Source organism: Streptomyces sp. NPDC088197 (assembly GCF_044741185.1).
In the GTDB taxonomy this organism is placed as follows: domain Bacteria; phylum Actinomycetota; class Actinomycetes; order Streptomycetales; family Streptomycetaceae; genus Actinacidiphila.
The window spans coordinates 115,849-133,120 of sequence record NZ_JBIUSD010000010.1 but is presented as its reverse complement, the minus strand read 5'-3'; the positions used below and the strand labels follow the sequence as shown (position 1 = coordinate 133,120).

Annotated in this window: 16 protein-coding genes and 1 pseudogene; 10 read left to right on the top strand and 7 right to left on the bottom strand. The window is 72.6% G+C overall.

Annotation, left to right across the window (positions count from 1 at the left end):
* Positions 1-32: 32 nt before the first annotated feature.
* The 3 genes from ACIOC1_RS23885 to ACIOC1_RS23875 all read left to right on the top strand — a co-directional run bounded on the left by ACIOC1_RS23885 (position 33) and on the right by ACIOC1_RS23875 (position 2,010).
* Complete coding sequence (locus ACIOC1_RS23885) at positions 33-1,007, top strand: aminoglycoside phosphotransferase family protein (protein ID WP_401856293.1); 975 nt, start codon at positions 33-35, stop codon at positions 1,005-1,007.
* A gap of 25 nt (positions 1,008-1,032) precedes the next feature.
* On the top strand, positions 1,033-1,494 hold the full coding sequence (locus ACIOC1_RS23880; RefSeq protein WP_401856292.1) for an SRPBCC family protein: 462 nt from the start codon (positions 1,033-1,035) through the stop codon (positions 1,492-1,494).
* A 111-nt stretch (positions 1,495-1,605) separates the two neighbouring features.
* On the top strand, positions 1,606-2,010 hold the full coding sequence (locus ACIOC1_RS23875; RefSeq protein WP_391048396.1) for a VOC family protein: 405 nt from the start codon (positions 1,606-1,608) through the stop codon (positions 2,008-2,010).
* A 43-nt stretch (positions 2,011-2,053) separates the two neighbouring features.
* Here ACIOC1_RS23875 and ACIOC1_RS23870 read toward each other — a convergent pair whose 3' ends face one another.
* Positions 2,054-3,142 (bottom strand): LacI family DNA-binding transcriptional regulator, encoded by a 1,089-nt coding sequence (locus ACIOC1_RS23870; RefSeq protein WP_401856291.1) that lies wholly within the window; start codon positions 3,140-3,142, stop codon positions 2,054-2,056.
* Positions 3,143-3,352: 210 nt separating this feature from the next.
* On the opposite strand from ACIOC1_RS23870, the gene ACIOC1_RS23865 reads away from it, so the two are divergent.
* Positions 3,353-3,982 carry an HAD family phosphatase gene (locus tag ACIOC1_RS23865; RefSeq protein WP_355333240.1) on the top strand — a complete coding sequence of 210 codons (630 nt, stop codon included), beginning with the start codon at positions 3,353-3,355 and terminating at the stop codon, positions 3,980-3,982.
* Here the strand turns inward: ACIOC1_RS23865 and ACIOC1_RS23860 are convergent.
* Entirely contained in the window at positions 3,977-5,608 is a 1,632-nt protein-coding gene (locus ACIOC1_RS23860) for a hypothetical protein (RefSeq protein WP_391161173.1), read from the bottom strand. The two genes, ACIOC1_RS23865 and ACIOC1_RS23860, sit on opposite strands and share 6 nt — an antisense overlap.
* A gap of 165 nt (positions 5,609-5,773) precedes the next feature.
* Positions 5,774-6,694 carry a carbohydrate kinase gene (locus tag ACIOC1_RS23855; RefSeq protein ID WP_401856290.1) on the bottom strand — a complete coding sequence of 307 codons (921 nt, stop codon included), beginning with the start codon at positions 6,692-6,694 and terminating at the stop codon, positions 5,774-5,776.
* Positions 6,695-6,873: 179 nt separating this feature from the next.
* Between ACIOC1_RS23855 and ACIOC1_RS23850 the strand changes: the two genes are divergently transcribed.
* Positions 6,874-7,386: a hypothetical protein gene (locus ACIOC1_RS23850; RefSeq protein WP_401856289.1), complete on the top strand. Its 513-nt coding sequence runs from the start codon at positions 6,874-6,876 to the stop codon at positions 7,384-7,386.
* Positions 7,387-7,405: 19 nt separating this feature from the next.
* On the opposite strand, the gene ACIOC1_RS23845 is transcribed toward ACIOC1_RS23850, so the two are convergent.
* From ACIOC1_RS23845 to ACIOC1_RS23835, 3 genes are all read right to left on the bottom strand, one after another.
* Positions 7,406-9,232 carry a glycoside hydrolase family 15 protein gene (locus tag ACIOC1_RS23845; protein WP_401856288.1) on the bottom strand — a complete coding sequence of 609 codons (1,827 nt, stop codon included), beginning with the start codon at positions 9,230-9,232 and terminating at the stop codon, positions 7,406-7,408.
* Between the two features lie 68 nt (positions 9,233-9,300).
* A complete protein-coding gene (locus ACIOC1_RS23840) occupies positions 9,301-10,278 on the bottom strand; it encodes a YhjD/YihY/BrkB family envelope integrity protein (protein ID WP_355333229.1) in 978 nt (325 codons plus the stop codon).
* A gap of 180 nt (positions 10,279-10,458) precedes the next feature.
* Positions 10,459-11,139, bottom strand: coding sequence for a PhzF family phenazine biosynthesis protein (locus ACIOC1_RS23835; RefSeq protein WP_391048380.1), 681 nt, complete (start codon positions 11,137-11,139; stop codon positions 10,459-10,461).
* A 187-nt stretch (positions 11,140-11,326) separates the two neighbouring features.
* Between ACIOC1_RS23835 and ACIOC1_RS23830 the strand changes: the two genes are divergently transcribed.
* Positions 11,327-12,088: a GntR family transcriptional regulator gene (locus tag ACIOC1_RS23830; protein ID WP_355333224.1), complete on the top strand. Its 762-nt coding sequence runs from the start codon at positions 11,327-11,329 to the stop codon at positions 12,086-12,088.
* Between the two features lie 95 nt (positions 12,089-12,183).
* Here ACIOC1_RS23830 and ACIOC1_RS23825 read toward each other — a convergent pair whose 3' ends face one another.
* A complete protein-coding gene (locus ACIOC1_RS23825) occupies positions 12,184-13,128 on the bottom strand; it encodes a zinc-binding dehydrogenase (RefSeq protein ID WP_401856287.1) in 945 nt (314 codons plus the stop codon).
* Positions 13,129-13,526: 398 nt separating this feature from the next.
* On the opposite strand from ACIOC1_RS23825, the gene ACIOC1_RS23820 reads away from it, so the two are divergent.
* The 4 genes and pseudogenes from ACIOC1_RS23820 to ACIOC1_RS23805 all read left to right on the top strand — a co-directional run.
* The gene (locus tag ACIOC1_RS23820) at positions 13,527-14,606 is read left to right on the top strand and encodes a Gfo/Idh/MocA family protein (RefSeq protein ID WP_401856286.1); all 1,080 of its coding nucleotides are present in this window, start codon (positions 13,527-13,529) and stop codon (positions 14,604-14,606) included.
* Positions 14,607-14,622: 16 nt separating this feature from the next.
* Entirely contained in the window at positions 14,623-15,258 is a 636-nt protein-coding gene (locus ACIOC1_RS23815) for a ThuA domain-containing protein (protein ID WP_401856285.1), read from the top strand.
* 3 nt (positions 15,259-15,261) lie between these two features.
* A complete protein-coding gene (locus tag ACIOC1_RS23810; RefSeq protein ID WP_355333214.1) occupies positions 15,262-16,236 on the top strand; it encodes an ABC transporter permease in 975 nt (324 codons plus the stop codon).
* A 3-nt stretch (positions 16,237-16,239) separates the two neighbouring features.
* Positions 16,240-17,082, top strand: a pseudogene (locus ACIOC1_RS23805) (ABC transporter permease); the annotation flags it as partial.
* Between the last annotated feature and the right edge of the window lie 190 nt (positions 17,083-17,272).

The window sequence follows — 17,272 nt, the reverse complement described above, 5'->3', positions numbered from 1 at the left end:
CCCGGGCCCCGGGGGGTCGGGAGGATGGGGCGATGACGACCGACAGCGGGGCCGTGGGGGCACAAGGTGTGCGAGCCGAGTGGGGGGACGTGCCCGCAGGCGTGCGGGGAGAGGCCGAGGCACGCCTGGGAGCACGCGTCGCGGCGGCGGAGACGCAGGCCGGCGGCTTCTCGCCGGGCGTGGCGGCCCGCCTGCGGCTGACGGACGGGACGAGGGCGTTCGTCAAGGCCGTGACCCCGGCGGCGAATCCGGAGAGCCCGGGCATCCACCGGGCGGAGGCCGCGGTGGCCGCGGCGCTTCCCCGTGAAGTCCCGGCCCCGCGCCTGCTGGCCTCCTTCGAGCGGGACGACTGGGTGGTCCTGCTCTTCGAGGACATCGAGGGCCGCACGCCCGCACAGCCGTGGGACGCGGCCGAGTTGGAGCGCGTCCTGACCGCGGTCGGCGACCTCGCGACGCTGCTCACACCGTCCCCGGTGGAGGTCCCGCCCGTGGCGGAGGCGAACGCGGAGAACTTCCACGGCTGGCGCGCCCTGGCCGCCGAGCACGCGGCGGCCACCGACGACCTGACGGGCCTCGACCCCTGGGCCGTACGCCATCTGGCGGAACTGGCCGCGTTGGAGGCCGGATGGGCGCGGGCGGCGGCCGGAAAGACCCTGGCCCACGCGGACCTGCGGGCCGACAATCTGCTGCTCACCGCGGACGGCCGCGTCATGGTCGTGGACTGGCCGTGGGCCTGCCTGGCGGCGCCCTGGTTCGACCTGCTGCTGATGCTGCCCAGCGTGGGGATGCAGGGCGGACCGCCCCCCGCCGAGATCTTCGACCGGCACCCGGTGGCCGCGGGCGCCGACCCGGACGGCGTCACGGCGGTGCTGGCCGCCTTCGCCGGCTTCCTGCTCGGCCACGCGCGGCGGCCCGCGCCGCCCGGCCTGCCGACACTGCGCCCCTTCCAGTACGCCCAGGGCGTCGTCGCGCTCGACTGGCTGCGGACCCGTACCGGCTGGTCCTGACGGCGGCGCGCCCTACCCTGGCCTTATGTCCCCTTTCGTGGTCGAGCGCCGCACCCCGCTGCCCGTCGCCGAGGCGTGGCGGCGGCTGACCGACTGGGAACGGCACACCGCCACCGTGCCGTTGACCCGGATCAGTGTGCTGACGCCGCCGCCCGACGGGGTCGGCACGGCCTTCGTGGCGCGGACCGGGCTCGGCGGTGCCGGGTTCGACGACCCGATGCGGATCGTGCGCTGGGAGCCGCCGGTCGACGGCGGCCCCGGATTCTGCCGTCTGGAGAAGACCGGCCGGATCGTCACCGGCTGGGCGGAGATCGACGTACGGCCGGACGACAGCGGTACGGGTACGGGCGCGGATACCGGCTCGTGGGTGCGCTGGCGCGAGGAGCTGCGGGTGTGGCGGCTGCCGGGAGCGTTCGACGCGGTCACGGCGCGTACCGGACGGCTCGTCTTCGGCCGGGCCGTGGACACCCTGCTGCGCGGGGAGTGAGGCGAAGACGGCCCGCGGGTACCGATGAGTTCCGCGCCGCGCACCGGTCTACCCCGGTGAAGCGCACGACCTTCCCGTGACACCGACCAGCGGAACGTAAGGCAGGCACCCATGTCCACGAAGATCTTCGTCAACCTCCCCGTGAAGGACCTCGACCGCTCCGTGGCCTTCTTCACCGCCGCCGGGTTCACCTTCAACCCGCAGTTCACCGACGACAACGCGACCTGCATGGTGATCAGCGACGACATCTACGCGATGCTGCTGGTCGAGCCCTTCTTCCGGACCTTCACCGAGAAGGAGATCGCGGACACCGCGACCACCACCGAGGCCATCGTGGCGCTGGGCCTGGACAGCAAGGAGCAGGTCGACCGGATCGCGGAGGCGGCCGTGGCAGGGGGCGGCACGGCGGCCAAGCGCACCGAGCACGAGAGCCCGATGTACACCCGGAGCTTCTTCGACCTGGACGGCCACCACTGGGAGCTGTTCTGGCTCGACCCGGCCCTCGCCCAGGGCTGACCCGCCCCTGGTCCAGCGCTGACCCCCTGGTCCAGCGGCCTGGTCACCGTACGGGCGGCGGCCCGCTGCTCTCGCGCACGACCAGCTCGCCCGCGACCTCCACCCTGGTCGACGCGGGCTGCTCCCCGCCGAGGAGCTGGAGCACCATCCGGGCGGCGAGCGCGGCCATGTCGGCGAGCGGGGTGCGTACGGTGGTCAGCCGCGGCGTGACCCAGTCGGCGAAGGGCAGGTCGTCGAAGCCGACGACGCTCAGGTCGGCCGGGACGCGCAGCCCGAGCGCGGCGGCGGCGCGGTAGGTGCTCAGCGCCTGCTGGTCGTTGCCCGCGAAGACCGCGGTCGGCGGGTCGGGCAGCCCCAGCAGGTCCAGGGCGTGCCGGTGCGCGGGCTCGTGGGTGAAGTCGCCGTAGCGGACGAGCGCCGGGTCGAAGGGCAGCCCGGCCTCGTCGAGCGCCGAGCGGTAGCCGTCCACGCGGGCGCGTGAGGCCAGCCGCTCCGGCGGCCCGCTGATGACGGCGATCCTGCGGTGGCCGAGCCCGATGAGATGGCGGGTCGCGGCCAGCCCGCCCGGCCAGTTCGTGGCGCCCACCCACGGCACTCCGGGCGCGGGCTCGTCGGCCGGGGCGATCAGCGCGAAGGGCAGGCCGAGCCTGCGCAACTCCTCGTGCTGGGCGGGCGTCAGCTCCGGCAGCACCAGGATCGCGCCGCGCGTGCGGCGGGTGGCGAGCGAGTCCAGCCACTGCCGGGTGAGCCGGCTGCGGCCGTGCGTCGCCGACACCACCATGCCCAGCCCCTCGGCGTGCAGCGCCTCCTCCGCGCCCCGGATCAGCTCGCCCGCCCACGGGCTGGCCAGTTCGTTGATCACGAAGTCGATCAGGCCGCCCGCCGCCAGCGCCGTCGCCGCGGGGCGGTGCCGCGCGAGATACCCGTGCTGCTCCAGCAGCCGCTGGACCTTGGCGCGGGTCCTGGACGCCACGTCCGAGCGGTCGTGCAGCACCTTGGAGACCGTGGAGACCGACACCCCCGCCTGCCGCGCGATCTCGGCGAGCGTCGTCGTGCCTCCGCCGCCCGCGCCTGCGTCTGTGCCGCCGTCTGTGTCGCCGTCGGCTTCGTGCCCCGGTTCCGCCGCCGCCATCCTCTGCTCTCCCGCGCTCGCGCCCCCGGCGGCCGTACCGCCGTGCCGGTCCGCCTTTTGCGAAAGCTATCGCGAATCACCGCGGTCGCGGTCCCCGGACCCGGCGGCGGTCGGCGGGTTCCGTCACCGCCTTGACCCTCACCGAAGGTGAGAGCCCACCGTGAGGGCAGGGCGTACCGCACGCCGCGGAACCGGACGAGAGGACCTTCCATGAAGACGACTGGACCTTCCACGACAGAGCGCTGCGTCATCCTCGACATCGGCGGAGTCCTGGAGATCACACCGCCGACGGGCTGGATCGAGCGGTGGGACGAGCGCCTCGGCCTCCCGCCGGGCACCGTGGACCGCCGTCTCGACGACGTCTGGGAGGCCGGTGCGGTCGGCGCGATCACCGAGCCCGAGGTACGCGCCCAGGTCGGCGCCCGTTTCGGCCTCGACGCCCGCCAGGTCGAGTCCTTCATGTCCGACCTCTGGGCCGAATACCTCGGCGCCCCCAACACGGAACTCATCGACTACGTCCGCGGCCTGCGCTCCCGCTGCCGCCTCGGCATCCTCAGCAACAGCTTCGTCGGCGCCCGCGAACGGGAGACCGCCCGCTACCGCTTCGACTCATTGGTCGACGAGATCGTCTACTCCCACGAGATCGGCGTCTCCAAGCCCGACCCCCGCGCCTTCGCGCTCACCTGCGAACGCCTCGAAGTCCGCCCGTCGGACTGCCTGTTCATCGACGACCACGCCCCCAACATCGCCGCCGCCGAGACCGCGGGCATGCGCGCCCACCTCTTCACCGGCACCCCGCAGGCCGTCGCCCGCGTCGAAGCCCACCTGCCGGCGCTATGAGGTGCGGGTGTTGGTGAGGTGCGGTCCGATGTGGCCGATGTAGAGCAGACCGGTGTTGGCGGTGTCGTCGAAGAAGTGCAGCCGCGGGGAGATGGTGCTGCCGCCGCCGATCCGCAGATGGGCCTCCATGTAGACCGCGCCGGAGGGATCGACGGCGCGGGGCACGGGGAGGGTGCGCTCCTTGCGCCAGGAGAGGTTGCGCCAGACGGTGTCGGACTCCTTCATCAGGACCTTGCCCGCGGGGAAGGGGTGGCAGCCGGAGGGGAGATCCTGGCACCAGGAGCGGAAGTCGCCGCGGGCGCGGCCGGCCACGGAGGCGGCGGCGAAGTCCTCGAGAGCCTGGAGCGCTTCCCAGCAGACGTTGACCCAGTTGGGCTTGGAACGGTCGTCGAGACCGGTCATCACCTTGGCGTCCCCGGTGAAGAGCAGGGTGGGGAACTGGTGGAGCCGGGCGTGGAGTTCGGTGAAGCTGCCGGGCAGCGCCTCGCTCTCGTCCTCCTCGACGGGGGCGAAGGCGGCCTCGTAGGCGCCGACTTGCTGGAGACGTAACTGGAGCGCGCGGACCTGCTGTTGGGCGGCGCGGCGCTCGGCGTAGAACTCCTCGGCGAGCCAGTTGGCGTCGGCGAGGTCGTGCTGGAGCTCGCGGACCTGCTTGTAGCGGGCGGCCTCGGCCTCCGCCGCCTCGTCGAGAAGGGCGATCAGGCTTTCGTGGTCGGCGCGCAGGCGCGCGATTTCGTCGCCGTGCTCGGTGGACCGGGGCCGCGGGCGCTGGGCGTGCAGGCGGGCCAGCGGCTGGGGGAGCGGCATGCGGGCCGCCTGGTTGCGCGGCAGCGCGGTCAGCACGGTGGCGGCCCGTACCGGATCGGCCTCGACCGTGGCGCGGGACATCACCGGGTGCCGCTGCCCGTCGGCGGCCCACGCGGGGTCGACGCGCGGCATGTACGTACGGATGCCGCCGCCGAAGACCGGATGGTGTTCGAGCGCCTTGTTGAACGCGGCCTGCGCCTCGCGGGTCAGCACGTACAGCACCGCGCGGCCCACGAGTTGGGTGAAGGCGCGGTCCACGACCTTCTCCAGCCACTCGTCGGCGTCGGTCCCGTACGGCACGCTCGCCACGACGATGGGCAGCCGCCGCTCCCGGTCGGTCAGCTCCTCGACCACCTCCTTCACGTCACCGGCGTAGATGAAGCTGGCGCGGGCGCGGATCTCGGCGATGCCGCTGTGCGTGTCCAGGGCGTCGAGTATCGCGTCGGCCAGCCGCGGCTTGGACGCGCGGATCTGCGGTATCTCCGCCGAGTCCGGCCGGTGTTCGACATCGAGCTGCACCCAGGTGCGGCCCGGATCGGCCATGTCGGTACGGACGATGAGCGTGGACTGCCAGGTCGCCCGCAATGCCGGCGGGCTCTCCCGCAATCGCCAGCGGCTGTGCGCGCCCTGCTGCCCCGAATCGGTGTCGCGGTCGAGCGTCACGTGCTCGGCTATCTCGTTGCGGCCGTCGTGCAGCGCCGTGACCGGATAACCCTTGGCGTCGGTGAGCCACTCCGCGACCAGCCGGTCGGCCGTCGCGGCGGCCGTGACGTAGTCCTGCTCGGTCCACACGACCATGCGGTACGCGGACGCGTCCACGCAAGTCCCCCCTCGGTGGGCTGATCGATCTTCAAGGGGAGGCTAGAAGAGCGCGGTGTCACGGTGATAGGGGGCACGCCGTCCGGCCGGGCCGTACGGGCTGCCCGATCCGGGGCGAATCGGGTCCCCGGCCGTTGGGCGTCACACCTCCGCTGCCCCGGTGGCCTACGCGAGCGCCGCCCGCAACTCCCCTGTCGTGGGCGGGTTGGCGCCGGGCCGCGAGACGGTGAGCGCGGCGGCGGTGCCCGCGTGGCGCAGCACATGGGCGAGGGTCGCCTTGTCCAGGGCGCCGAGCGCGGGCCGGGCGGCGGCGCCGGTGAGGCCGAGGCCGGTGAGGGCGTCCAGCGTCGCGGACATGAAGGAGTCGCCCGCGCCCACGGTGTCGGCGACCTCGGTCCGCACCGGCGCGCCCGTCACCTCGATGTCACGGGTGAAGGCGGCGGCGCCCTCCCCGCCCATGGTCACGAAGACGACGGCGGGCCCGGCCGCCAGCCAGCGCGCGGCGACCGCCGCGACCGGCTCGCCCGGATACAGCCACTCCAGATCCTCGTCGCTCGCCTTGACGAGGTCGCTCAGCGCCACGCACCGCTCGACTCCGGCGACACCCAGCTCGTGCGTGCCCATCAACTCCGGCCGGATGTTGGGGTCGTAGCTGACGGTGGCGTCCGCGCGCAGCCGCGCGGCGAGGTCCACGGTGGTGGCCGCGCCCGGCTCCGCCACGGCGGCGATCGACCCGACGTGGACGTGCCGGAGCGCGGTAGGCGGCTCGACGGGCCCGAGCGTCCACGCGATGTCGAAGTCGTAGCGCGCCGCGCCCTGTTCGTCGAGCGTGACCACCGCCGTCGGCGTGCGGACGTCGTGCCGGCCGTCCGCGAGCAGGTGTACGCCCGCCGACCGCAGGTGGTCGGTGATGAGCTTGCCCGAGGGGTCGTCGCCGAGCTGCGTGAGGAGCGCGGTGGCGTGGCCGAGGCGGGCCAGCCCGTACGCCACGTTGGCGGGACTGCCGCCGGGATGCGGCACATCGGGCTGTCCGGGGGTCCGGACGATGTCCGCTACGCACTCACCGATCACCAGGAAGTCGCTCATGGGCCACATGCTGCCGTATCGCGGTCCCGCCCGGCGACCCCCCGTCCCCGTACGCGATCACGCGGGCGGTCCCCTGCCGGTACGCGGCCGGAGACCGTCTGCCGCGGCGGGCCCGCCCGCCCTACGCTGGTGGCGGCGGCCCCGCGGATGAGCGGGGCGGCGGACGAAGGGGGGGCTCCGTGGACGCGGAGTTGGCGGCACTGGCCGCGTCGGGCGCGACGCAGGTGGTCACACTGATGGCGTCCGACGCCTGGACACAGGTACGGGACCGGCTGGCGCGGTTCCTCGCACGCGGCAGCGGCGGCAGCGCCGGGGCGGCGGCCGACGGCGATACGGCAGCCGACGACGGTACGACCGGGGCCGCCGCACGCACCGGGGACGAGACCGCCGCTCTCGACGAACTCCAGCTCTCCCGAGCCGAGTTGACGGCCGCCAGGGACTCGGGGGACGCGGACGCCGCCGCCGACATCGAGGCGGGCTGGCGCACCCGGCTGCGCCGCGTCCTGCGGGACGACCCGGCCGCCGCCGCCGAACTGCGGCTGCTGCTGGAGGAGTTGGCCCCGGCGGCCGGCCGTGGCTCGGTCAGCGTCGTCAACAACACCGTCAACGACGGGGTGTTCCACGCCCCGGTCATCCAGGGCCGCGACATCAGGAGCACCACCGTCCACGGCGGCGGCCCGACGACGCCCTGACGGCGGCAGGGCCCGGCGGTCAGGACTCGGACCTGTCCAGCTCCTCGTCCAGCGCCGTCGCCGCCGTGATCAGCGACAGATGCGTGAACGCCTGCGGGAAGTTGCCCAGTTGCTCACCAGTCGGCCCGATCTCCTCGGCGAACAGGCCGACGTGGTTGGCGTAGGTGAGCATCTTGTCGAAGGCGTAGCGGGCCGGGCCCAGGCGCCCGGCGCGGGCGAGCGCGCCGACGTACAGGAAGCTGCACAGCGAGAAGGTGCCCTCGCCGCCGCGCAGCCCGTCGGGGGACGCGCCCGGGTCGTAGCGGTAGACGAGGCTGTCGGAGACCAGCTCCTCGTCCATCGCGTCCAGCGTCGACAGCCAGCGCGGCTCCTTCGGCGCGACGAAGCCGACCTCCGGCATCAGCAGCAGCGACGCGTCCAGCACCTCGCTGCCGTAGTGCTGCACGAAGGCGTGCCGCTTCTCGCTCCAGCCGCGGTCCATGACCTGTTCCATGATCGTGTCGCGCGCCGTCGTCCAGGTCTCCAGATCCGCGGGCCTGGCGAGTTCCGCGGCCAGCCGGATGCCGCGGTCGAAGGCCGACCAGCACATCAGACGGCTGTACGTGAAGTCCTGCCGCCCGCCGCGGGTCTCCCAGATGCCCTCGTCCGCGCGGTCCCAGTGCGCGGCCAGCCAGTCCAGCAGCCCGGAGAAGGCCCGCCAGCCCTCCCACCCGGCGAGCTGGGCGATGTCCTGCGACCGGGACAGGGCGTGCACGGCCTCGCCGTAGATGTCGAGCTGGAGCTGGTCGGCGGCCCCGTTGCCGAGCCGGACGGGCGCGGAGCCGCGGTAGCCCTCGAAGTGGTCCAGCGTCTCCTCGGCCAGGTGCGGGTCGCCGTCCACCCGGTACATGATCTGCAACGGCTCGCCGGTGACCGTGCCGCCCGCGCGCAGCCGCCCGCCGAGCCAGCGGCGGAAGGCGTCCGCCTCCGCGGTGAAACCGAGGTCGACCAGCGCGTTCACCGACAGCGACGCGTCCCTGACCCACGTATAGCGGTAGTCCCAGTTGCGCTCGCCGCCGACCTGCTCCGGCAGGCCCATCGTGGCGGCGGCGACCGGAGCGCCGGTCGGCGCGTACGTGAGCAGCTTCAAGGTGATCGCCGAGCGGTTCACCGCCTGCTGCCAGCGGCCCCGGTAGCGGCACTGCCGGATCCAGCCGTGCCAGAACTCCCGCACCCCGTCGAATTCCGCCCGCAGGCCGTCCACCGTCACCGGCTCGGGCGGCTCGCCGTGCGCCGCGCACACCGTCAGCACCGCGGCGGCCATCTCGCCCTGCTCCAGCGTGACCGCGGCCCGGACGTCCTCCTCGTCGCGTTCGAGGTCCAGCGGGCCGACCGGCTGGAGGTACGCCCACGCCCCCGACGCGCCGAATCTGGCCGTGCCGTCGTCGCTCACGTGCAGCCGGTGGTCGCAGCGGCCGTAGTCGAAGCGCGGCCTGCACTCCAGGGCGAAGCGGACCGTGCCGCGCACCACCCGCATGACGCGCAGCAGCCGGTGCCGGTCGGTGGCGGTCTCCGGCCGGTCCACCGGCATGAAGTCGATGACCTCGCCGACGCCGTCGGGGGTCATGAAGCGGGTGACGAGCACCGCGGTGTCCGGCAGATAGAGCTGCCTGACCCTCGCCTCAGGGCTCGCGGCCGCGATCGAGAAGTAGCCGCCGCGGTCGTGGTCGAGGAGCGAGGCGAAGACGCTCGGCGAGTCGAAGCGCGGCGCGCAGAACCAGTCGACGACGCCCCGCGACGACACCAGCGCGCTGGTCTGGAGGTCTCCGATGAGGCCGTGGTCCGCGATCGGCGGGTAGCGACGCATGAGGGCACCTTTCGCCGTTCCCCCGCCGCGGTGCGCCCGCCGCGAGGCGTCCCCCCGCCCTGACCACGCTAGATGACGCGGTCCGCACCGGCATTCCGGCGCGATCGCGGGTCCGTGCCGCCGGCGGGTCCGAGGAGGGAGGCCAGCGGCGGCTCGGAGGCCAGCACGGCGCCCGCGGTGATGGTGAAGGTCAGCACCGCGCAGATCGCGATCAGCCAGGAGAGCATCGTGAAGACCGACCCCAGGGAGCCGTAATTGGCCAGGCTGCGGTTGAGGGCGGTCGGCATGTAGAGGCGGGCGGTCACCGACAGGGCCGTCATCGCCAGCGCGGTGAGGATCGCGCCGGGCAGCAGCGGCAGCCACGCGACGCGCTTGCTCAGCAGCAGCCGCTGGGTCCACCACCACACCAGCACGTCCGCGAGGAAGGTCAGCGGCAGGCCGAGCCACAGCCCGACGCCGAAGCCGTCGCGCAGCGGCCCCTGGAGCACCAGCGCCACCATCCACGCGGCGATCCACACCACCCAGCGCCACACCGCGACCCGCACCGAGGCGCGCGGCAGCCCCCACGCCCGCTCGCACACCCGCGCCATCGCCCGGCTGCACGCGGTGGCGGACAGCAGCGCCATCAGGACGCCGATCACCCCGATGGTCTGCCGCAGATCCCCGCCGTTCGCGCTGTAGACCTGCCTGAGCTGCTCGTCCGACGCCCCGGTGAGGCCGAAGACGTTACGCGCGGTGCTCACGAGCTGGTCGCGTACGGTCTTCGGCGCGAAGGCCGCGACCACGAACAGCAGCGGGACGGCGGTCAGGAAGAGCTGGGCGGCCAGCCGGGTGCCCGCGTCCAGCAGATTCACCGACAGCAGGCGGGCGGTCAGCTCGGTGATGACGGGGAAGCGGCGTTCCGCCGCGTGGCGCAGCCGCAGCCCGCGCGCCTTCCACCGCGCCGCGCGCCCGGCCGCCCCCGCGACCGTACGGCCGACCAGGCCCTTCTCGCGGTCGGCCCGGCCCTTCTCACGGCCCGGAGGCCCGGAGGGTGCGGCGGCCATACGCGACCTCCACGGCGGACACGGCGGACACGGCTGTGACGGGCGGACATGGCGAGCACCGCGAGTACCGCGAACACGGCGGCGACGAACGCCACGAACGCCACCAGTCAAGGCGGTGTACGGGGAACGCGCGACTTGTGACGCCGACGGACGGCCTCCGCGCCGGCCTCCGCGCCGGGCTCAGCGAGCCCGCGGCGCGGGAAGGACGGCCTCCAGACACACCCGGCCGCCGATCTCGACGGTGCCGTCAGGGCCGGGCGCGGTGAGGATCTGCGAGCCCCGGCCCTGCGTGATGTGCAGCGCGCGGCCGAGCTGGCGGGTGAGCAGCAGCGCGGCGGCGCCCGTCGCCTCGTCCTCGTCGATGCCGTCGCCGCGGCCGGGGAAGGCGCGCGCCCTGATCCGGCCGGCGGCCTCGTCCTGCCACGCCCAGGCGTACACCCACTCGCCCGGCTCCGGCACGTCCAGCGCGTCGACCTCGGCGGGCAGCGCGTACTCGCGCAGGGTGCGCGGCGGCGCCCACTCCGCGCGGACGGTGATCCAGGTGAACTCCCCGTCGTCGCGCGTGAAGACCTCCCCGACCTCGGGTTCGAGCACCTCCACGTCGAGCAGCCAGGCGACCCCGACCAACGGGTGCCCGGCGAAGGGCAGTCGCAGCCCCGGCGTGTAGATGTCGACCGCGCCGCGCTCCGGGTCGTCCACGAACACCGTTTCGCTGAAGCCGAGTTCACCGGCCAGGGCCTGCCGTGCCGCGCGGTCCGGGTAGCGCGAGCCGTCGCGGACCACGCCGAGCGGGTTGCCGTACCGCCGGTCGGGGCCGCAGAAGACCCGCAGCACATCGATGCCGCCCGATGTCGTATTCACTCCGGCATTCAAGCATTCGGGGCGCGGGAGTGGACCCGCTCGCACCGGCCGGTTCCGGCCGTCCCGCCGCCGGGACCCGTGGAACTGGTCAGACCACCTGGCGGAAAGCTATCCTGAGCGTCGCTGTTCATCAGTTACGGCGTCGGCGGCCGGAGGTCGCGAGCGCGTCATTATGGGGGCCTCACGTATGAACGACTCTCGCGAGGTCGCGGGCGTTATCCTGCCGGGCTATCCAGAACCCCTGTGGATCCAGGCGGTGAATTTGATCCGCAGCGAAATCGACCGGGGCGAGCTGAGGCCGGGAATGCGGCTGGCGCCCGAGCGGGAGCTCTGCCGTCAACTGGGCATCAGCCGGGTCACGCTGAGGAAAGCCCTGGGTCACCTGGTGGAGGAGGGCGTGCTCAGCGCGTCCCACGGCCGTGGCTGGTACGTGACGCAGTCGGCGCCGAAGAAGGAATGGCCGAACAGCCTGGAATCCTTCAGCGAGACCGCGGCACGAATGGGGTTGAAGCCGCACTCCAAGGTATTAATGGCACAGGCGAGCCCGGCCAGCATCGACGAGGCGGAGCGGCTCGGTATCGCGCCCGGCACTCCGCTGTTCCGGCTGGAGCGGGTACGGCTGCTCGACGGTGTTCCGATAGCGCTGGACCTGACGCGAATTCCGCTCGCTCTGGTGCCCGGCATCGAGGACGTCGATTTCGCGGACCGCTCGCTGTACGCGACGCTTTCCGCCGCCGGGGTCGAGCCGGTCCGCGCGGACAGCACGATCGAGGCGACCAAGGCCGACGACCGCGCCGCGGGACAGCTCGACATGGCCTCGGGCGATCCGCTTCTGGTCATGCACCAGATCGCCGTCGGCTCCGACGAGGAGCCGCTGTTCGAGTCCACGATCCAGTACGCGGGCGACCGGTACCGGCTGCGTACGTCCTTCGCGCGCTCGCACGGCTGAGCCGCGGGCGGCCGTACGGCTGAGCCGCGGGCGCTCGTACGGCTGAGCCGCGGGCTGAGGCCGGACCGGTGTGCCGACCTCAGCCGTACGCGTGGTCAGAGCACCAGCACTCCCTTGACGAAGTCGGGACCGGCCGCCGTCATGGCGCGGAAGGCGTCGTCCACGCCTTCGAGGCCGAAGCGGTGGGTGATCAACGGCGCGTAGCTGAAGCGGCGTTCGCCGATCAGCGCGAGCGCGTCGCGCATGGCGCCCATCAGCCGGGTCCGGTCCGGGCAGAAGCCGTTGACGACGGTGACGGCCTTGTACCAGAGGTCCATGTCCATCATCGCGTCGCCGGTGTGGTGGTAGCCGACGACGCACAGGGTGCCGAAGGGCCGTACCAGGCTGCCGGCCGTGCCGAGCCCGCTCGTCGTGCCGGTCGCCTCCAGGACCACGGCGAGCCGCGCGTCGGTGGCCCGTCCGGTGTCCTTCCGGTACTCCTCCGGGAGGTCGTCGGGGGCGAAGACGAGGTCGGCGCCGAGCCGCAGGGCGCGCTCGCGGCGGGCCGGGTCGGGGTCGACGCCCACCAGCAGCCCCGGCGCGTGCCGCTTGGCGAGCTGGACCAGGCCGAGGCCCATGAAGCCGAGGCCGACGACGGCGACCCGGTCGCCCGCGCGCACCCCCGTACGGGACAGCGCCTCCTCCAGGTCGGCGACCGGTTCGCCGATCGCGTGCGCGGGTTCGATCCCGGCCGGTACCGGCAGGACGGCGTGCGCGTCCATGACGGCGAGCGTCGCGAATCCCTCGCCGCCGAGCCCGGTCACCAGGTCGCCCGGCGCCCAGCGGCCCGCGTCCCGGCCGGTGCCGACCACCCGCCCCACGATCTCGTGGCCCAGGCTGACCGGCGGCGCGGCCGGGTCGTGCGAGAGCCACGGCCCGATGTCGGAGGTGCAGACCCCGCTGGCCAGCACCTCGACCAGCACCTGGTCGGCGCCGGGGACCGGGTCGTCGGCCGCGACGACCTCCGAGGTGCGCGGGCCGACGAGCTGACTGATCTTCATACGGATCTCCTGGCCTGAGTGGTGTGACGGCTGGTGGTGTGACGGCTGGTGGTGTGACGGCTGGGCGGGAATGGCGGGCCGAGCGGGGTGACGGGGTCGGTGACGACCGGGGACCAGCGTAGCGAAGTGGTCCTATGTGGTCAGTAGTGGTGTCGTAGAAATCCGGCCGGGATGACGGCCGAATTGTGCCTGTCTGTGGCTGAAAAGTGCGAAGTGCGCCCGGTTTCCCCAGCATTCTGGTCTGCTTCACCCTCTAGACAGGACCGTCTTTCGTATTACGATGGCGGCAAGTGGTATGGCTTTGGCACATACCCAACGACCACTGTCCGGGCCCTCGACAGCCCCGGAGGCGGTCCTGGCGGGACTCACTTCAGGCGGGACTCAGGGGAGGAGAGCGGATGGCATCCGTCACCGCGGCAGTCATCGGCGCGGGTTCGCAGGGCCGGGTGCACGGCCTCGGCCTGAGGGCGGTGCCGGGCGTCGAGCTCGTCGCCCTCGCCGACGTCGACGAGCGGACCGCGGAGGACCTGGCGGGGGAGCTGGGCGTACCGCGGACGTACCGCGACTACCGCGAACTGCTCGTCCTGGAACGGCCCGACGTCGTCAGCGTCTGCACACCGCCCGCCCTGCACCCGGAGATCGTCCGGGCCGCGGCGGCGGCCGGGGTCCGCGCGGTGCACTGCGAGAAGCCGGTCGCGCTGTCGTACGGCGAGGCCCTGGAGATGACCCGGGTCGCGGCCGACGCCGGCACGCAACTGACCTACAACCTCCAGCGCCGCTTCGAGGCCGTGCAGCGCTTCGCCCGCGAAGCCGTCGCCGGGGGCGAGATCGGCGAGGTCGTGACCATCGAGGGGTACTGCCCGAACCTGTTCGACTGGGGCACCCACATCCTCGACCTGATCCTCTTCCACCGCGGCGACACCGCACCGGAGTGGGTCTTCGGCCAACTCGACGTGACGCTCGACCGCTATGTGTACGGCGCCTTCGTCGAGACCGCGTCGGTCACCCAGATCGGCTGGGCCGACGGCGTCCGCGCGGTGGTCTCCACCGGACGCGAACCGCACACCCCGGTCCTCAACCTCCAGAACAACCTGGGGCTGATCATCCAGGGCACCCGCGGGCGCGCCGACATCCGCGGCGCGCGCTGCCTGATCCAGCGCTTCGGCAAGGACGACCTGGTCCACGACTCACCCTTCGACACCGACTCCCGCACCTGGGACCGCGGCGTCGACCCGGCGATCGTGGCCGCCACGGCCGAGGCGGTGCGGGACGCGGTCGACAGCCTGCGCACCGGCGGCAAGCCCGCCCTCGACGCCGAGCACGGCCTGCGCGGCGCCGAACTGGTCTTCGCGACCTACGAGAGCAGCCGGTCCCGGCGGCGCGTGCCGCTGCCGCTCGACCGCATGGACAACGCCCTGCTCAGCGGGCGTGCGCAGGGCTACTGGAGCCCTACCGGCGAACTGCGCTCCACCTACTGAAACGAGCGGCCCGACGATGCCGAGAACCGCCAGCCCCACCGCCCTCGCCGTCTTCAGCGGCGACGACGTCCACGAAGACCTCTTCACCGCCGCCCGCGAAGTGCGGACGCTGCTGACCGACGAGGGATTCGTCACCCGTACCGCCGTCGGCACCGGCCGCTTCGACGGCCCGGTCGACGCCGAACTCATCGTGCTCTACACGGCCTTGGGCCGCTTCACCGACGCACAGCGCGCGAGCCTGGCCCGCGCGGTCCGCGGCGGCGCCGGACTGATCGCCCTGCACTCCACCACCGTGGACGCGGACCTGTTCGACCTGGTCGGCAGCCGGTACGTCTCGCACGGGCCACCGCCCCACGAGAGCCGGTTCACCGTCACCCTCGACGGCGCACACGAAGTGACCGCCGGAATACCGCCGTTCGAGCTGACGCACGAGCACTACCACGTCGAGACCGCGCCCGGCGTGCTCACCCTCGCCCGCCGTACGACCCCCGGCGGCACCGAACCCCTGCTGCACGTCCGCGAATTCGGGAACGGACGTGTCTGCTACCTCCAGTTGGGCCACGACATGCGGAGCTGGGGAGAACCCGCCGTGCGCCTTCTCGTCCGGCGCGCGGCCCGCTGGGCGTGCCGCCTCGAAGCCCGAGGGAACTGACCCATGCGCATCCTTTTCCGGAAGATCTGTTTCTACCTGCTCACGGCGTGGGCGGCCATCAGCCTCAACTTCGTCATCCCGCGCGTCATGCCGGGAAACCCCGCGGACAACCTGATCCAGCAGTTCCACGGGAAGCTCAGCCCCTCCGCGGTCCAGGCCCTGCGGGTGCTGTTCGGCGAGTCCGACAAGAACCTGTGGGAGCAGTACGTCAGTTACTGGCACAGCATCTTCACCGGCGACTTCGGCACCTCGTACGCCTACTACCCGTCGCAGGTGAGCACCGTGCTCGGGCAGAGCATGTACTGGACGCTGATCCTGGTCACCATCTGCACGGTGCTCGGCTTCGTCATCGGCACCACGCTCGGCATGCTCGTCGGCTGGAAGCGCGGCACCTGGCTCGACTCGCTGATACCGATCACCACCTTCCTGTCGTCGATCCCGTACTTCTGGTTCGCGATCATGATCGTGTACGTCTTCGCGATCACCCTCAAGTGGTTCCCGCTGTCCGGCGGTTACGGGCTCGACCAGACCATCGGCCTGAACGCCGGGTTCATCGGCAGCGCGATCAACTACGCCGTCCTGCCCGCCGTCACCATCACCGTCGCCTCCGTGGGCGGCTGGCTGATCAGCATGCGCAACATGATGGTCACCACGCTCAGCGAGGACTACGTACGGCTCGCCGAGGCCAAGGGGCTGCCCAGGCGCCGGGTGATGTACACCTACGCCGCCCGCAACGCGATGCTGCCGTCCTTCTCCGGCTTCGCCATGTCGCTCGGCTTCGTGATCGGCGGCTCCATCGTCACCGAGGTCGTCTTCAACTACCCCGGCATCGGGTCGGTGCTGTTCAAGGCCGCACAGGCGGCCGACTACCCGCTGATGTCCGCGATCTTCCTGCTCATCACCGTGCTGGTGCTGATCGCCAACCTGATCGCCGACATCGCGTACGTGTTCCTCGACCCGAGGACAAGGGAGAGCTGATCCATGGCCGTGCAAGCCGCCGCCCTCGCCGAGGCGGACACCGCCGACACCGCCGCCGAGCCCGCCGGCGGCCCCGCCCGCCTCCGGTCGCGCCTGCTGCGCTCACCGCTGACCCTCATCGGCCTCGCGGTCGTTCTGGTCTTCGTCGTCCTGGCCGTCGTCGCGCCGTGGATCTCGCCGTACGACCCCTCGACGGTCAGCGACGACACCCTCGTCGGACCGTCCACCGCGCACTGGCTCGGCACCACCCAGAACGGCCAGGACGTCCTGTCGCAGATGCTCTACGGCGCCCGCGCCTCGATGCTCGTCGGCCTGGGCGCCGCGGTCCTCGCCACCTTCCTGTCGGTGATCGTCGGCGTCACCGCCGGATACGTCGGCGGCCTCGGCGACGAAGTGCTGTCGCTGCTGGCCAACGTGTTCCTGGTGCTGCCCAGCGTGCCGCTGACGATCATCCTGGCCGCGTATCTGCCGCACAGCGGCTCGCTCGGCATCATCCTGGTCATCACGCTCACCGGCTGGGCCTGGGGAGCGCGGGTGCTGCGGGCGCAGACGCTCTCGCTGCGCAAACGCGACTTCGTGGAGGCCGCCCGCGCCACCGGCGACAAGACCTGGCGGATCATCCTCAAGGACATCCTGCCCAACCAGCTCGCGGTGATCGCCGCGTCCTTCCTCGGCACCGTCAACTTCGCGATCCTCACCCAGGCGACCCTGGCCTTCCTCGGCCTCGCCGACGTCACCCAGTGGTCGTGGGGCACGATCCTGTACTGGGCCCAGACCGGCAGCGCGCTGCTGACCGGCGCCTGGTGGTGGTTCGTCCCCGCCGGCCTGGCCATCGCCCTGCTCGGCACCGCCCTGTCGCTGGTCAACTTCGGCATCGACGAGTTCATCAACCCCCGGCTGCGCCAGGCCGGGATCGGCACCAAGAAGGCCCAGCGCGGCCAGGTCGCCGCCAAACGCGCCCGCCGGATCAAGAACCACGCCCCGGCCGAACGCCGCACCGAGGTCACGCCCTTCACCCCGGACAGCACCGACGTCG

What these genes read in the sequence shown, in the direction of transcription:
- ACIOC1_RS23885 (WP_401856293.1), top strand. Translation starts at nt 33, where the DNA reads ATGACGACCGACAGCGGGGCCGTGGGGGCACAAGGTGTGCGAGCCGAG.
- ACIOC1_RS23880 (WP_401856292.1), top strand. Translation starts at nt 1,033, where the DNA reads ATGTCCCCTTTCGTGGTCGAGCGCCGCACCCCGCTGCCCGTCGCCGAG.
- ACIOC1_RS23875 (WP_391048396.1), top strand. Translation starts at nt 1,606, where the DNA reads ATGTCCACGAAGATCTTCGTCAACCTCCCCGTGAAGGACCTCGACCGC.
- ACIOC1_RS23870 (WP_401856291.1), bottom strand. Translation starts at nt 3,142, where the DNA reads ATGGCGGCGGCGGAACCGGGGCACGAAGCCGACGGCGACACAGACGGC.
- ACIOC1_RS23865 (WP_355333240.1), top strand. Translation starts at nt 3,353, where the DNA reads ATGAAGACGACTGGACCTTCCACGACAGAGCGCTGCGTCATCCTCGAC.
- ACIOC1_RS23855 (WP_401856290.1), bottom strand. Translation starts at nt 6,694, where the DNA reads ATGAGCGACTTCCTGGTGATCGGTGAGTGCGTAGCGGACATCGTCCGG.
- ACIOC1_RS23845 (WP_401856288.1), bottom strand. Translation starts at nt 9,232, where the DNA reads ATGCGTCGCTACCCGCCGATCGCGGACCACGGCCTCATCGGAGACCTC.
- ACIOC1_RS23840 (WP_355333229.1), bottom strand. Translation starts at nt 10,278, where the DNA reads ATGGCCGCCGCACCCTCCGGGCCTCCGGGCCGTGAGAAGGGCCGGGCC.
- ACIOC1_RS23830 (WP_355333224.1), top strand. Translation starts at nt 11,327, where the DNA reads ATGAACGACTCTCGCGAGGTCGCGGGCGTTATCCTGCCGGGCTATCCA.
- ACIOC1_RS23825 (WP_401856287.1), bottom strand. Translation starts at nt 13,128, where the DNA reads ATGAAGATCAGTCAGCTCGTCGGCCCGCGCACCTCGGAGGTCGTCGCG.
- ACIOC1_RS23820 (WP_401856286.1), top strand. Translation starts at nt 13,527, where the DNA reads ATGGCATCCGTCACCGCGGCAGTCATCGGCGCGGGTTCGCAGGGCCGG.
- ACIOC1_RS23815 (WP_401856285.1), top strand. Translation starts at nt 14,623, where the DNA reads ATGCCGAGAACCGCCAGCCCCACCGCCCTCGCCGTCTTCAGCGGCGAC.
- ACIOC1_RS23810 (WP_355333214.1), top strand. Translation starts at nt 15,262, where the DNA reads ATGCGCATCCTTTTCCGGAAGATCTGTTTCTACCTGCTCACGGCGTGG.